This is a genomic window from Bradyrhizobium lablabi, from assembly GCF_018129385.1.
Lineage (GTDB): Bacteria > Pseudomonadota > Alphaproteobacteria > Rhizobiales > Xanthobacteraceae > Bradyrhizobium > Bradyrhizobium lablabi_C.
The window spans coordinates 24,808-39,893 of record NZ_JAFCLN010000031.1 but is presented as its reverse complement, the minus strand read 5'-3'; the positions used below and the strand labels follow the sequence as shown (position 1 = coordinate 39,893).

The following is a 15,086-nucleotide window of genomic DNA, read 5'->3' as shown; positions in this document are numbered from 1 at the left end:
GATCCGGGAGCCGTCTTCAGAATCCCTATTGCCCTCCAATGCAATAGGCCTCTCAAATCCATATGCGATTCCCCTGCACAAGGGGGAGAGGGTGACAGCGCACGATCTCTGATTAGCGCAGCGAAATATCCAGCCAGCCGAGCGCGTTCACGCTGACGCGGTCGCCGGTGTCGATCAGCACCGTGGTGGTTTCCGCTTCGATGATCGCCGGTCCCTCCAGCGAATGGCCGGGCTGTAGCCTGTCGAAGGCATGGACCGGTATGTCGCGCCAGCCGCCGAAATGCGCCTTGCGCGTCCCTTGTGGCTTGCAGGCCGAGGCCTGCGCTGCGGCTTTCGCGTCCTCTCCGCGTCGCAAAACCTCGCCGACGGCGGCGACGCGGGCGTTGACGAACACGACCTCCTGGCCGGGTGAGGCATAGGTGTAGAGCTCTTCGTGGCGGCGGTGGAAGCGGGCTTCGATCTCGTCGACCAGTGACGGCGAATTCAAATCTAAGCCGTCGAGCGAGACGTCGATCTCAAAGATCTGCTCGCCATAGCGCATTTCGGCGGAGCGCTCGATGTGGATCGGTCCGTTGAACCAGCTCCGCAGACGGCTCTCGGCCTGCTGCTCCAGTTCGCCGAACAAGGTGTGCACTTCGTCCGCCCTGATGCGGCTGCCGGCGCCATAATGCGTGCGACTGACTTCGTAGCGGAGATCGCTGGTCAGCATGCCCCAGGCCGACAGCACCGAGGCCGCCGTCGGCACGATGATGCGCTTGATCTCGAGCTCGCGCGCGACTTCCGCCGCGTGCAGGCCTGCCGCGCCGCCAAAGCTGAGCAGCGCGAATTTTCGGGGATCGACGCCGCGGCGCAGCGTCATCAGGCGGATACCGTCGGCCATCTTCAGGTTGATCATGCGGTAGATGCCGGCGGCGGCTTCGAGCCGCGACAGGCCTAGCGACGCCGCGACGCGATCGACCGCGGCCTCGGATGCCGCGCGATCGAGCGGGCGCGCGCCGCCCATGAAGGCGGAGGCATCGAGATAGCCCAGCACGACATTGGCGTCGGTGACGGTCGCGGCCGTACCGCCATTGCCGTAGCAGGCCGGGCCCGGTACCGAGCCCGCGCTTTCCGGGCCGACCCGCAGCGTGCCGCTACCGTCGACACTGGCAATCGAGCCGCCGCCGGCCGCGATGCTGGCGATATCGAGGCTGCGCAGCGCGATGCGCTGTCCAGCCAGCATGCCGTCGGCTGAGAGCGAAGCTTGGCCATCCGCGATCAGCGAAATGTCGGTGCTGGTGCCGCCCATGTCGAACGGCACGAGATCGGCGATGCCGAGCAGTTCGGCGCAGCGTCTGCCGCCGGAAACGCCGCCGGCCGGCCCGGACAGCACCGTGCCCGCGGCAAGGCGCGAGGCTTCTTCCACCGGCGCCATGCCGCCATGCGACAGCACGATGAACAGGCTGCCCTTGAAGCCTGCTTCGCCGAGGCGCTTTTCCAGATTGGTGAGATAGCGCCGCACCACCGGCTCGACATAGGCGTTCACAACCGTGGTTGAGACGCGCTCATATTCCTTGATCTGCGGCAGCACGTCGCTTGAGCGCGAGACCGTCAGGTCCGGCATCGCCTCGCGCAATCGCTCGACCGCGGCGAGTTCGTGCGCGGGATTAAGATAGGCGTGCAGGAAACAGACGGCGATCGAGTTCGCGCCGGATTTTTTCGCCGCGTCGATCGCCTCGTCCAGCGAGCGCGCATCGAGCGGGATCGCTGCGCTGCCGTCGGCCTTCAACCGCTCGCGCACGCCGAGCCGCCGCTCGCGCGGCACCAGCGGCTCCGGCGGCGGCGAGCGCAAATCGTAGCGATCCGGCTTCAGCCCCTCGCGCATTTCGAGCACGTCGCGATGGCCTTCGGTGGTCAACAGCGCGACTCTTGCGCCCTTGCGCTCCAGCAGCGCGTTGGTCGCAACCGTCGTGCCGTGCACGAGCCGGTCTGTGTTCGCGAGCATGTCAGCGCGCGCCACGCCGAGCCGCCGCGCCAGCTCCTCCAGCCCGGCCATCACGCCGATGGATTGATCCGCCGGGGTCGACGGCGATTTCGCAAATACCGTGCGCCCGCTATCGTCCGTGGCGACGAGATCCGTATAGGTGCCGCCGACGTCTACGCCGATCGTGTACATGCTCAGGCCCCTGGCTCCGCCGACAGATCGGCCGTCAGGCCCTGTTCTGCATCGCGCCGGCGCGCTTCCGCCGAGCGTTTTTCCGGCGGTCCCCAGCCGCCGCCACCGGACGAGCGCACCTCGATGCAATCGCCGGGATGCAACTCGATGCCGACTTCCTTGGTGCGCAGAACGCACGGCTCGCGCCCCTCTGACAGCAGGCGATAGCGATGCGGCGCGCCGTCCTCGCCGCCCAGCATGCCGCAAGGCCCGTGCTTGGTTCCCTCGCCCGCCGTATTGCCGAGCGCGGGCTTTTCTGTCTCCAGCACCATGTCGAGCGAGACGCCCAGCCCGCCGCGAAATTGTCCGTCGCCGCCGGAGCCGGGACGAAATTCATGCGCGCGGAAATAAAGCGGAAAGCGCACCTCGGCGACTTCGATGCTGCCGAATTTGAGTCCGCCGACCGAGTGCCACTCGCCGATCGAGGAATAGCCGTCGCCGCCGGACGATGCGCCGCCGCCAGGACGCGCCTGGAACATATGCCAGATGAAGTTGCGCCCGTTGCGCGGGTTCTCGCCCTGGATCGCGATCCGGAAACGGCGGCCCCAGCCGGCCATGGCGCTCTCCGGACAGGATGCCGACATCGCTTTCACGATCGCTTCGACGATCTCATTGGAGGGATGGCTGGTGCACAGCGTCACCGGCCGGCCCGGATCGGCCCAGACGATGGTGCCCTGCTTTGCGATCACCTTCAGCGGCCGCAGCGCGCCGTCGTTCTTGGGGATTTCGGGATCGATCAGATAGGCGAACGCCATCGCCACCGCCGCCTGCATGTTGGCGTGCGAGGAGTTTACAAAGCTGGTCGACTGCGGATCGGAATCGGAAAGATCGACCTCGACATCGCTGCCCTTCTTGGTGACCTTTGCCGCGATGCGGATGTCGGTGCGGCCGTGGCCGTCATCGTCGAGAAAGGCTTCGCCATGGAACACGCCGTCTTTCCAGGTCGAGACCACGGCACGCGCCTGCTGTTCGGCGGCATCGAGAATCGCCTCGATCGCGGCTTCCACCGTCGGTGCGCCGAATTCGGCAAACAGTTTTGACAGCCGCCGCTGGCCGAGATGCGCCGCGCCCAGCATCGCTGCGAGGTCGCCGCGGAATTCGCGGGGGTTGCGGATATTGAGCGCCAGCAGGTCGAGCAGATCCTCGCGCGGCTTGCCGGCTTCATAGAGCTTGATCGGCGGGACGCGAATGCCTTCCTGATAAATCTCCGTGGCGGCGGGATTGTAGGCGCCGTGGGTAGCGCCGCCGATGTCGCTCTGATGCGCACGCACGATGGTCCACAGCAACCGCTTGTCGCCGTCGAAGATCGGCACGAAGGCGGTGAGATCGGGCAGATGGCTGCCGCCGTGATAGGGATCGTTGAGCAGGATGACGTCGCCGGGCGAAATGTCCTTGAACCGCCCCTCCACCGCGCGCGTCGCCCAAGGCAGCGCGCCGACATGCACCGGGATGTGCTCGGCCTGCGCGATCAGCCGCGCGCGCGTGTCGCAGATCGCCAGCGAAAAATCGCGGCTGGAATTGAGGATTTGCGAATAGGAGGTGCGAAGCATGGCTTCGCCCATTTCCTTCACGATCGAGCCCAGCCGGTGCTGGACCACGGACCGCGTGATGGGATCGATCTTGGGAGCCATGCCTGCCTTGAGAGTCCTTTCAGAGCGTCGCAGCGACTTCGGCCAATGCGCCCGATGCCGCCTCGATGATCGCATCAATATCGGTATCGCTCATCGGCGTCGATAGCGCCATCAAGCCATAGCCCGCCGCCAGCACGCCACGATTGAGCAGGCTGCGGTTGAAGATTGCCTGTCGCCTCGCCTCTTCGTCGGTGAGGTAAGCCGAGCGATAGTCGCGCACCGGCCGATCCGCAAAATGGACCTTTAGCAGCGAGCCGAGCCCGACCGTGCCGCCGGGAACGCCATGGCGGCGGAAGGCGTCGTTGATGCCGGAGCGAACGGCCTCGCCCATCGCATCGAGGCGATCGAAGGCGGCGTGATCTAGCAGCTCCATCGCGGCGATACCTGCGCGCATCGTCACGGGATTGGCGGAGAACGTGCCGCCATGCGGCAGCATCGGCTTGCCCGGCCGCGGATCGAACACCGCCATCACGTCCTTGCGGCCGCCGACGGCGCCGACCGGAAAGCCGCCGCCCATGATCTTTCCGAGCGTGGTCAGGTCCGGCTCGATATCCCAAATCCCCTGCGCGCCGGCATAGCCCAGGCGGAACGTGATGACCTCGTCGAATACCAGCAACGCGCCGACCTCGCGCGTGACATCGCGCAGCGCCTGCACAAACGCCTTGTCAGCGGGCGCAAGGCCCGCGCGGTTCGGCATGGGATCGACCAGCACGCAGGCAAGCTCGCGACCATGTTCGCGGATCAGGCTGACCGCGGCTTCCGCATCGTTGAAGGGTATGGCGACGACATCCGCCAGCACGTTGTCCGGCGTGCCCCTGGCATAGGCAACGGACACTGGCGCATTGCGGCCCCATTGCTCCGGCGTGGGATCGAGGCTGACCTCGGCATAGTCGTAGGAGCCGTGATAGGCGCCCTCGCATTTGGCGATTTTCGGCCGGCCGGTAAAGGCGCGCGCGGCCTTCAGCGCCATCATCACCGCTTCGGTGCCGGAATTGGTGAAACGGAGCTGATCGACCGACGGCAGCCGCGCCGCCAAAAGCTCCGCCAGTTCCACCTCCGACTGCGTCGGCAGACCGAAGGCCGAGCCCAGCGCGAGCTGGTCGGTCGCAGCCTTGATCAGCGCGGGATGCGCATGCCCGTGGATCAGCGAGGTGAAATTGTTGATGCAGTCGATGAACGCGTTGCCGTCGAGATCAAAGACGCGGCAACCCTCGCCGCGCGCGGCATAGATCGGATAGGGCTTCATGAAGACGGTGGTGCGCGTATTGCCGCCGGGCAGGCTCGACAGCGCGCGATCGTACATCTTCTGCGAACGGGAATTTGGATCGGGGTACATACTGCCTTTATAGATGAATTAAACAGATGGGGCGAAATCAGTTGTCGCCGGGCAGGCTGGTGAAGGCGCTGTCGATCACGTCGCCAATCGGCTGCCACGCATCGCCGTCGAATTGCACCAGCCGCATCTGCTTGATCGGACGAAAATCCTTCGGACCTGTATTGATTTCGACGCCGGGAAGCACGATCGATGGGCGATAGTCTTTCAGCGAAGCCGCCTGCTTCATGATGTTCTCGCGCGACAGATCGTCACCGCACTGGGTCAGCACCTGAACGATCGTCTCGGCCGCCGCATAGCCGTACAGTGCATAGCCGTCGTCCTTGTCGCCGTCGGGATAGTATTTGTCCATGAAGGCCGAGAACGCCCTGATGGCGGGATCCTCCTTCCACATGGAGTCGCCGGCATCCTTCAGGAAGGCGGACGAAATCACGCCGACGGCATTCTGTAGGCCGGCGGGCCGCAGCGCGCTGGCGATCGAGGCGGCAGCGTTGTTCAACAGAAACACCGGATGCCAGTCCAGCTCTGCCACCTTACGGATGGCGCGGGCGGCCTTGGCCGGCGAGCCGTTGAAAACGAGAATTTCCGCGCCGCTGTCCTTCAGGATTTCGATCTGACTGTCGATGGAATTGTCGGAGACGTCGAAGGCGAGATCGGAGACGATCCTGCCCGCGGTATCGCCAAGCCCCTCCCGCAACCCCTTGAACAGGTCACGCCCGAACTGATCGTTCTCCCAGAGCACGGCGATCTTGCGATCGGGATAGGCGACCTGGATGTAATTGGCGAATACCCGCCCCTCGGTCCGGAAGGCCGGCTGCCATCCCATCGTCCACGGAAAGCGCCGGGGATGCGCCCATTCCTCGTCGCCGGAGGCAATGAACAATTGCGGGACTTTCTTTTCGTTGAGATACGGACGGGTCGCAAGGTTGTCCGGCGTGCCGAACGAGCCGAACATGAACAGCACCTTTTCTTTCTCGACCAGTTCGCGCGTCCGCTCGAGCGCTTCCCGCGGGCTGGAGTTGTTGTCGACGGAAATGAACTTGATCTTGCGTCCGTTGATCCCGCCGCGCTCGTTGACCATGTCGAAATAGGCGGCTTCGGCTCTGCCGATGGTCGCGAACGCCGCCAGCAGCCCGGTATAGGGCATGATATTGCCGATGCGGATCTCGGCATCCGCCTTGCCGCTATTCGGCTGTGCCGCGGCTGTAGCCGCCGTCAGCAGCGCCACGATGAGGAACGATACCGAACGCAGGCTTTTGATTGGCATTTTCTTGAACTGTCAGTCGGAACACGTTTTTACAAGCCCTTCAGGCTACCCACTCATTGGAGGCTTTTACAGGACAAAATTTTGCAAATCTGCGCGACCGTGCAGGCTAACGCTGCGTCACAATCTGTGGCAAAACGCCCTGCCCCGCCGCACCTGCGAGACCAACATGCCCGCACCAAAACCGCCTGCCTTCGAGACCCTGAGCCTGCATGCGGGCCAGCATCCCGATCCCGTGACGGGCTCGCGCGCCGTCCCGATTTACCAGACCACCTCCTATGTGTTTCAGGATTCCGATCACGCCGCGGCGCTGTTCAACCTGGAGCGTGCGGGGCACATTTATACACGCATCTCCAATCCGACGACGGCGGTGCTGGAGGAGCGGCTCTCGGCGCTGGAAAACGGCGTCGGCGCGGTCTGCACCGCCAGCGGCATGGCCGCGTTGCATCTGGGCATCGCGACGCTGATGAATGCCGGCGATCACATCGTCGCCTCCGCCTCACTCTATGGCGGCACGATCAATCTTCTCGCGCACACGCTGCCGCGCTTCGGCATCACGACCACCTTCGTCAAGCCGCGCGCACTGGACGAATTCCGCGCCGCCATCCGCCCCAACACGCGGCTGGTCATCGCCGAGACTATCGGCAATCCGGGCCTCGAGGTATTGGACATTCCTGCGGTCGCGCAGATCGCGCATGACGCAAAAATCCCGCTGCTGATCGACAACACCTTTGCCACGCCCTATCTGAGCAAGCCGATCGACCTCGGCGCCGACCTCGTGATGCACTCGGCGACAAAGTGGATCGGCGGCCACGGCATCGCCATCGGCGGCGTCCTGATCGATGGCGGCGGCTTCGACTGGCATGCTTCGGGCAAATTCCCTGTTCTGACCGAGCCCTATGCCGGCTATCACGGCATCGTCTTCGACGAGCAGTTCGGAAAGGCGGCCTTCATCATGCGCGCCCGCACCGAAGGCCTGCGCGATTTCGGCGCCTGCCTGTCGCCGACCAACGCCTTCCATCTGCTACAGGGCGTGGAGACGCTCGGCGTACGGATGGACCGCCACATGGCGAACACGCTGGCCGTGCTAGAATTCCTGAAGGGCAACAAGGGCGTCGAATGGGTGCTGCATCCGGCGCTGGAAGATCATCCGGATCACCAACTGGCCAAAAAACTGTTGCCGCGCGGCGCCGGCTCGATCGTCAGTTTCGGCATCAAGGGCGGGCGTCCCGCCGGCAAGAAGTTCATCGAGTCACTGCGGATGATCAGCCATCTCGCCAATGTCGGCGACGCCAAGACCCTGGTGATCCATCCCGCCAGCACCACACATCAGCAGATGGACGCCGCGCAGCTCAAGGCCGCCGGCGTCGGCGAGGAGCTGGTGCGGCTGTCGGTCGGCATCGAAACGGCGCAGGACATCATCGACGATCTCGGCCAGGCGCTGCGCGCCTCTCAGAGGGTTTGAGCCATGCAGCTTTCTGTCAACGGCGTCGATACGTTTGTAGCCACCGGCGGCCGTCCGTTCGATCCGTCCTTGCCTGCTGTCGTGATGCTCCACGGCGCGGGTTTCGATCACTCCACCTGGGCGCTGCACAGCCGCTGGTTTGCCCATCACGGCTTTTCGGTGCTGGCGCCGGACCTGCCCGGCCATGGCCGCTCCGACGGCAAGCCGCTGCCGACGATATCAGACATGGCCGACTGGACCGCGGCCCTGCTCGATGCCGCCAAGGCCCCGAAGGGAAAACTCATAGGTCATTCCATGGGCTCGCTGATCGCGCTGGAGACGGTCGTGCGGCATCCTGCCAAGGTATCCGGCCTCAGCCTGATCGGCACCGCCGCCACCATGACGGTCGGTCCGGACCTGCTGAAGGCCGCCGAAGCCAACGATCCCGCCGCCATCGACATGGTCTCGATCTGGGGCCTCGGCTTCAAGGCCGAGCTCGGCGGCAGCCTGGCGCCCGGACTTTGGATGCACAGCGGCGCGCAACGCGTGCTGGAGAAGTGTCGGCCCGGCGTGCTGTTCAACGACCTCTCGGCCTGCAACAACTATCAGAACGCGCTTGCGGCAGCGGCCAGCGTTGCGGTGCCCACGACCGTCATCCTCGGCGAGCGCGACATGATGACGCCGGCCAAAGCCGGCAAGGCGCTGGCTGCCGCCGTGCCGAACGCGCGAACCGTCGTCCTGCCCGGCGCCGGGCACATGATGATGGCGGAGCGGCCGGACGAATTGCTTGAGGCCTTGAAGACCTAATTCGATCTGATCTCAACAAAGGACAACAACATGCAGATCACGATGAAGGATCGCGTGGCCGTCGTCACCGGCGGCAGCAAGGGCATCGGCATCGCGGTGGCGCGTCGCTTTGCTGAATCCGGCGCCAGGGTCGCGATCCTCGCGCGCGGCGCAGCAGACCTCAAGGCGGCACGTGAGGCGCTCGCGAAGGACGGCCTTCAGGTTCACGATTACGTTTGCGACGTGTCGAAAGCGCCAGAGATTTCCGCAACCTACGACAGGATCGTGAAAGATCACGGCAGGGTCGACATCCTCGTCAACAACGCCGGTACCTCGCGCGCGATGCCGTTCGAGACGGTGACCGACGAGATCTGGCAGGAAGACCTCGACCTGAAACTGTTCGCGGCGATCCGCCTTTCGCGGCTGGTCTGGCCGGGCATGAAGCAGCGCAAATGGGGGCGCATCATCAACGTGCTCAACATCGGCGCCAAGGCGCCGGCGGCTTCCTCCACGCCCACCTCGGTCTCGCGCGCGGCCGGCATGGCGCTCACCAAAGCGATGGCGAACGAAGGCGCCGCGCACAACATCCTCGTCAATGCGATGCTGGTCGGCCTGATCGTCAGCGATCAATGGGTGAAGCGGCACGCGAAGACCGCGCCGGATAGCGATTTCGACGCCTTCACGCGCGACCTCGCCAAGGCCGTTCCGATGGGGCGGATGGGCACCGCCGAGGAGTTCGCCAACCTCGCCTGCTTCCTGGCGTCGGATCAGGGCTCCTACATCACCGGCACCGCCATCAATGTCGATGGCGGCCGTTCGCCGGTGGTTTAGGGCATGATCCGGAAAAGTGGGCACCGGTTTTCCCTCGCGACAAACGCGTAGCGTTTGCGCGGAGATCATGCCCCAACAAAAAGCCTGCTGGAGCAGCCTCAGGGCCCCGAAGCAAAAAGGCCTCCGTCACCGGAGGCCTTTTCTTTTAGCCTTTTCAGGCGACTGCGTCCTTGGCAGCCTTGACGGGACGGGCCCGGACGATCTTCCGGGCCGGCTTGGCCTTGAACATCATCTCTTCGCCCGTGAAGGGGTTGGTGCCCTTGCGCGCCTTGGTCGCCGGCTTCTTGATCACGACGAACTTCGCGAAGCCGGGCACGAGGAAGAGGCCGTTCTTCTTGAGTTCCTTGTGACCGACATCCACCAGCGAATCCATGACGTTCTTGACGTCACGCTTGGAGAGTTCGGTGGTGGTCGCGATCTTTTCGATCAGCTGCGACTTAGACAGTTGGGTGGCCATGATTGCTCCATTTGATTCTGGAAGCCGCACGATATGGCTGAAAATGCCTAGAAAAACAGGCTTTTTCAACATTCTGCACAGCTATCTTCGTAAAAAATCGTCATCGCAGTGCGAGAAATGCCTTATTTTCCTGCGGATTCTCGCACTGCCGCCTGTTCCGCAGCTTGTTAGAGCAATTGCCAGTAAACTGATTCGTTCGAAAAAGCCCTATAAAAAAGCCGCGCCCGGCGATTCCGGGCGCAGCCTTTCCGTCGATTCCTCGCCACTGACGGGCCGATCAGACCCCGGTCTGCGAGATGAACTTGGTGTTGAAGTAGGCCTCCATGGCCTCCGTGCCGCCCTCCGAGCCGTAGCCGGAATCCTTCATGCCGCCGAACGGCACCTCGGGCAGCGCCAGCCCAAAGGCGTTGATCGACATCATGCCGGCCTCGACCTGCGCGCCGATCGCGGTCGCGGTTTTGGTCGAACTGGTGAAGGCGTAGGACGCAAGGCCAAAGGGCAGCCGGTTGGCCTCCTCGACCACCTCGTCGAGGCTGGAGAAGCGCGAGATCAGCGCGAGCGGGCCGAACGGCTCCTCGTTCATGGCGCGCGCAGTCTTCGGGACATCGCTGACCACGGTCGGCTCGAAGAAGTAGCCCTTGTTGCCGAAGCGGTGGCCGCCGGTCTCGAGCCTGGCGCCCTTGCTGACGGCATCCTGCACCATGCCTTCGATCGCCGTGACGCGGCGCGGATTGGCCAGCGAGCCCATGGTGGAGTCGGCATCCATGCCGTTGCCGACCTTGATCGCCTTGGCGCCCTCGACGAACTTGTCGACGAATTCCTTGAACACATCGTCCTGCACCAGCATGCGGGTCGGCGAAATACAGACCTGGCCGGCATTGCGATATTTTGCCGCCACCAGAACCTTTGCCGCGGTAGCCACATCGGCGTCCTTGAACACCATGGCCGGCGCATGGCCGCCAAGCTCCATGGTGGCGCGCTTCATGTGCAGGCCCGCCAGCGCATTGAGCTGCTTGCCGACATTGGTCGAGCCGGTGAAGGAGATCTTTCGGATAACCGGATGCGGGATCAGGTATTCCGAAATTTCTGCCGGAATGCCGTAGACGAGATTGACCACGCCATCGGGCACGCCGGCGTCAGCGAAGGCACGGATCAACTGCGCGGGCGAAGCCGGCGTCTCTTCCGGCGCCTTGACGATGATCGAGCAGCCGGCGGCGAGCGCTGCAGACAGCTTGCGCACGACTTGGTTGATCGGGAAATTCCACGGCGTGAAGGCCGCGACAGGACCGACCGGCTCCTTGATCGCGAGCTGATAGATGCCGGGACCGCGCGCCGGGATGATGCGGCCATAGGACCGCTTGGCCTCTTCCGCGAACCATTCGATCACGTCACCGGCCAGCATCGCCTCGATCTTGGCTTCGGCCAGCGTCTTGCCCTGCTCCAGGGTCAGCAGCGGCGCGATTTCCTCGTTGCGCTCGCGCATGATCGCGGCGGCCTTGCGCATGATCCTGCAGCGCTCGAAGGGAGCGATGGCGCGCCAGGCCTTGAAGCCGGCAGCGGCCGCAGCCAGCGCCTCGTCGAGGTCGGCCTGGCCGGCATGGGCAACGGTGCCGATTACCTCTTCGGTGGCGGGGTTGAGCACTTCGAGCACCTTGCCCGACTGGGCCGGCCGCCACTTGCCGCCGATAAACAATTGCGTGTTGGAATAGGCCAACGGACTTCTCCCTGTGTTGTTGATTGATGCGTTGGATGGGTGGTGGGACGATTGGGCGCCTTTGTAGACTGCCGGCCACGCGGAGGCCAGTGGCGAGGGGCGCTTTATGCCGCGCACTACCCGTTTGACCCCGGGCGGCTTTTTTGCTGTACCGCGGTCCATGAGCCAACAGACCGGCCAGTTGCGGCTTGATTTTGCAGGCGGCGCCGTCGGCTACCGCTTCCGGCAAGGCCAGGGTCGCGGCCATCCTTTGGTGAGGGCGGCCGGGTTCAAGAAGGACCGCATTCCCGGCATTGTCGATGCCACCGCCGGCCTGGGGCGCGACTCCTTCCTGCTGGCCTCGGTCGGCGCCAAGGTCGTGATGCTGGAGCGTTCCGCGGAGGTCCATGCGCTGCTGGCGGACGCACTGGCGCGCGCGAGCGCTGAATCGCCCGAACTCGCCGACGTCGTCGCGCGCATGACATTGATCCATGGCGATGCGAGGGAACGCCTGCCGGAACTTCGGCCCGATGTCGTGATCATCGATCCCATGCACCCGCCGCGGCGGAACACGGCGCTGGTGAAGCAGGAAATGCGTTTGTTGAGCAGCATCGTCGGCGCGGACGAAGACGCGGATGAACTGATGCGGGTGGCACTGGCCTCGGCACGGGAACGCGTGGTGCTGAAATGGCCGCTGCGAGCCCCGCCGCTGCTGGAATCTCCAAAACCGTCGCATCAGTTCACTGGCAAGACCGTGCGTTACGAAGTATTTTTGACGGCTACCAGAACGAGCGAGTAATGACCGAAAGACCGCAAGCCCGCCTGCGTCCCCTCAGGGAAGAGGACATCGAAACCGTCGCGACCTTCGAGCGCGACATCGCCGCGATCTCCTTTCCGGACGATCCGATCACTGATCTGGCCTTCTACAAGAAGAAAGTCGGCAAGCTGATCGACGACCGCAACGCCGCGACCTTTGTTGCCGACGACGGCACCGGCCCGGTCGGCTGGGCCTATGTCAGCAAGCGGCAGAATTTTATCACCAAGGAAAGTTACGCGGACTTCCACAGCATCTTTGTACATCCGTCGCAGCGCGGCAGCGGCACGGCCGACAAGCTGGCCCAAGCCGTGTTCGACTATTGCCGCCAGGAAAAACTCGACCGCGTGGTATTCCGCACCCGCGCCACCAACGAGCCGATGAAGGCGGTGCTGGCCCGGATCGGATTTATTCCGACGCAGATATTTTATGAGAAGGCGATCGATCTGAAAGACAACAGCTAGCCGTTCGGCCCATCCGCAATCCGCCGCGGGATGCGCTGGCGCACCACCTCGCCGGCAGGACACAGGCGCCGCACGATCTCGTCGATCGCAACGTCCGGGTCCATCTCGGGATTGCAGAGCAGCGTATCGATCAGCAGCAGCCGGTGCTCGGGCCAGGTCGTCAGCACGATGTGGGATTCGGCGAGGAACACGGCAATCGTCAGGCCGTGCGGGACATAGCGCACGGTGCTCTCGCCGACGACCGTCGCCCCCACCGCGGCCGCCCCCGCAATGGCCGCCGCCATCAGCGCGTCCGCGTCCTCGATAGCAGCCTCGCAGCGATAGGCATCGGCGAGAACCTGTGTCATCAGCATCTTTGGGTCTTTCGCTTGTCGTCCTGTATGATCCGGCTTAGTACGCGCAGGTAAAGCGTGCAATCCGCGGCCGCTCGGCAAACAGGGAATATCGGCGCTTGAACGACAAAATCCTTCAGGAGGTGGCAGAGGCGACTTCGCTCCGCGAAGGGACTGCTGGCGTCGAAGCGCTATTGCGCGCCGTCCACCGCAACGAATCCGGCCGCCTGGCCGACGCCGCTCGCGAAGCCCGCCTGCCGCTGCCGGTCGCGACCGCCGTGCGCCGCGAACTGGAAAAGCGCGGCGTGCTGATGCGCCAGCACGGCCTCGCCTTCACCGAGAGCGGCGAACAATGGGTCCGCGAAAAACTCGGCTTCGGCGCGCTGCTCGCCATCGACGTGCCGCTGACGCCGAAGGCGCGGCTGCCGGATGAACTCGAGCCGGTCGTGCGCGCGCTGGAGACGCACCTCGCCGCCGCCCCGCGCGTCGACGTCACGCTGGATCAGGCGCCCTGCGCGGCCGAGACCTCGGTGCGGCGGGCGGCATTGCTCTATCGCTCCGGCGCGCTGGAAGGCCGGCGTATCGCGATTTTCGGCGACGACGATTCCGTTTCGCTGGCCATCGGATTGTTCGGCCACATGCTGGCCGGCAAGGAGCTGCCCCGCCGTCTGACCGTGTTCGAGCTCGACCCCGAGCGCGTCGCCTTTCTCAGGCAGGCGGCAGAGGCGGTCGGCTTCGCCATCGAACTAGTGCCGCACGACCTGCGCGATCCGCTGCCGGCGGAACTTCAGAACGCCTTCGACACTTTTGAGACCGACCCGCCCTACACCATCGCCGGCGCCTCGCTGTTCGTGCGCCGCGGCGTCGAGGCGCTCGATCACGGCCGCGGCTACGGCATGCTGTCGTTCGGCCACACCTCCCCGCCCGATCGCCTGAAGCTACAGCAGGCGCTGACATCCCTCGGCGTCGCCACCACGGCGCTCTATCCCGCCTTCAATGCCTATGCCGGCGCCTCGATTTTGGGATCGACCAGCGAGTTGCACGAACTGGTCGCGACGGGAAGAACCGCGCCTGCCGAAAAGTGGCAAGGCCCGCTCTACACCGCGGAGGTCAACCCGCGCGTCCGGCTCTATGCCTGCACCGAGTGCAAGCGGCGCTGGAGTCTCGGCACGGATGGAATCCCCTCAACGATCGAGGCGTTGAAGGCCGCGGGTTGCCCGGCTTGTGGCAATCACCATTTCCAACGCGTCAGGAATCATGGCTAACCCGCCCACATCACCGCTGGGCAATCCTTACTCCCGTCACTATAGTGATGATCTCCCTTTTCCTGCAGGCTGCAGAGTACCGGGCATGCCGAGATATCTCGCGTTGATCCTTCTATCGAGCATGCCGCTGTTAACGGGCCCGTGCTTTGGACAAACCGGCGGGCCACAAGCGCCGATCGTATGTGGCGTCAAGGACAACATGGAGGAACCCGCCTGCGCGACCAAGCTGAAGGGAATGTTCACGCGCAATAGCGATACACTCACCATCAAACTGGATGGTGGGAAGTCGAAGAAGTATGTCGGTAACCGCGCCTCATGCGATGGCGAAAACGTCAACGTCGATAAGTGTATCGTCTTCAGGATGGCAGGGTACTATCCACCAGCACAATCATATCTGATCCAGCGGGCACTTTACGAGGGCGGCCAATATCTGTTCGTCAGCCGGCGCACAGGCGGCGAAATTGCCGTGTCGGAAATTCCGGTGCTGTCGCCGAACGCGAAATACCTGATCTCGATCGATCAGAACGACGCAGAGGAGCGGAAGTACGACATCGCCATCTGATCGCTGGAAACGGATC

The 15,086-nt window shown here is 64.2% G+C and carries 14 protein-coding genes; 7 read left to right on the top strand and 7 right to left on the bottom strand.

Going from position 1 to position 15,086, the window contains the following annotated elements:
* Positions 1-112: 112 nt before the first annotated feature.
* Genes JQ628_RS33035 through JQ628_RS33020 form a run of 4 tightly spaced genes read right to left on the bottom strand, consistent with a single transcriptional unit; the run spans position 113 to position 6,425 of the window.
* Positions 113-2,155: a hydantoinase/oxoprolinase family protein gene (locus JQ628_RS33035; protein WP_212230428.1), complete on the bottom strand. Its 2,043-nt coding sequence runs from the start codon at positions 2,153-2,155 to the stop codon at positions 113-115.
* Positions 2,156-2,157: 2 nt separating this feature from the next.
* Positions 2,158-3,825, bottom strand: a complete 1,668-nt coding sequence (locus JQ628_RS33030; RefSeq protein ID WP_212230426.1) for a hydantoinase B/oxoprolinase family protein — start codon at positions 3,823-3,825, stop codon at positions 2,158-2,160.
* 19 nt (positions 3,826-3,844) lie between these two features.
* Positions 3,845-5,161 (bottom strand): aspartate aminotransferase family protein, encoded by a 1,317-nt coding sequence (locus tag JQ628_RS33025; protein ID WP_212230424.1) that lies wholly within the window; start codon positions 5,159-5,161, stop codon positions 3,845-3,847.
* 37 nt (positions 5,162-5,198) lie between these two features.
* Positions 5,199-6,425, bottom strand: coding sequence for an ABC transporter substrate-binding protein (locus JQ628_RS33020; protein ID WP_212230422.1), 1,227 nt, complete (start codon positions 6,423-6,425; stop codon positions 5,199-5,201).
* 166 nt (positions 6,426-6,591) lie between these two features.
* Between JQ628_RS33020 and JQ628_RS33015 the strand changes: the two genes are divergently transcribed.
* From JQ628_RS33015 to JQ628_RS33005, 3 genes are read left to right on the top strand one after another with little or no spacing between them, the layout of a single operon-like run.
* On the top strand, positions 6,592-7,887 hold the full coding sequence (locus tag JQ628_RS33015) for an O-acetylhomoserine aminocarboxypropyltransferase (protein ID WP_212230420.1): 1,296 nt from the start codon (positions 6,592-6,594) through the stop codon (positions 7,885-7,887).
* A 3-nt stretch (positions 7,888-7,890) separates the two neighbouring features.
* Positions 7,891-8,673 (top strand): alpha/beta fold hydrolase, encoded by a 783-nt coding sequence (locus JQ628_RS33010; protein ID WP_212230413.1) that lies wholly within the window; start codon positions 7,891-7,893, stop codon positions 8,671-8,673.
* Between the two features lie 30 nt (positions 8,674-8,703).
* Positions 8,704-9,483, top strand: a complete 780-nt coding sequence (locus JQ628_RS33005) for an SDR family oxidoreductase (RefSeq protein ID WP_212230411.1) — start codon at positions 8,704-8,706, stop codon at positions 9,481-9,483.
* Between the two features lie 154 nt (positions 9,484-9,637).
* Here the strand turns inward: JQ628_RS33005 and JQ628_RS33000 are convergent, their stop codons facing one another.
* Both JQ628_RS33000 and JQ628_RS32995 read right to left on the bottom strand, forming a co-directional pair.
* The gene (locus JQ628_RS33000; RefSeq protein ID WP_212230409.1) at positions 9,638-9,940 is read right to left on the bottom strand and encodes an HU family DNA-binding protein; all 303 of its coding nucleotides are present in this window, start codon (positions 9,938-9,940) and stop codon (positions 9,638-9,640) included.
* Positions 9,941-10,217: 277 nt separating this feature from the next.
* Positions 10,218-11,654, bottom strand: a complete 1,437-nt coding sequence (locus JQ628_RS32995) for an NAD-dependent succinate-semialdehyde dehydrogenase (RefSeq protein WP_212230407.1) — start codon at positions 11,652-11,654, stop codon at positions 10,218-10,220.
* 160 nt (positions 11,655-11,814) lie between these two features.
* Between JQ628_RS32995 and JQ628_RS32990 the strand changes: the two genes are divergently transcribed.
* Positions 11,815-12,432: a class I SAM-dependent methyltransferase gene (locus JQ628_RS32990; protein WP_212230405.1), complete on the top strand. Its 618-nt coding sequence runs from the start codon at positions 11,815-11,817 to the stop codon at positions 12,430-12,432.
* Positions 12,432-12,911 (top strand): GNAT family N-acetyltransferase, encoded by a 480-nt coding sequence (locus tag JQ628_RS32985; RefSeq protein ID WP_212230403.1) that lies wholly within the window; start codon positions 12,432-12,434, stop codon positions 12,909-12,911. Before JQ628_RS32990 ends, JQ628_RS32985 begins: the two co-directional genes overlap by 1 nt.
* On the opposite strand, the gene JQ628_RS32980 is transcribed toward JQ628_RS32985, so the two are convergent.
* A complete protein-coding gene (locus tag JQ628_RS32980) occupies positions 12,908-13,258 on the bottom strand; it encodes an S-adenosylmethionine decarboxylase family protein (RefSeq protein ID WP_249128713.1) in 351 nt (116 codons plus the stop codon). The genes JQ628_RS32985 and JQ628_RS32980 overlap by 4 nt on opposite strands.
* A 104-nt stretch (positions 13,259-13,362) precedes the next feature.
* Between JQ628_RS32980 and JQ628_RS32975 the strand changes: the two genes are divergently transcribed.
* Positions 13,363-14,508, top strand: coding sequence for a bis-aminopropyl spermidine synthase family protein (locus JQ628_RS32975; protein ID WP_212230399.1), 1,146 nt, complete (start codon positions 13,363-13,365; stop codon positions 14,506-14,508).
* A gap of 85 nt (positions 14,509-14,593) precedes the next feature.
* Positions 14,594-15,070, top strand: a complete 477-nt coding sequence (locus tag JQ628_RS32970; protein WP_212230397.1) for a hypothetical protein — start codon at positions 14,594-14,596, stop codon at positions 15,068-15,070.
* Positions 15,071-15,086 lie beyond the last annotated feature (16 nt).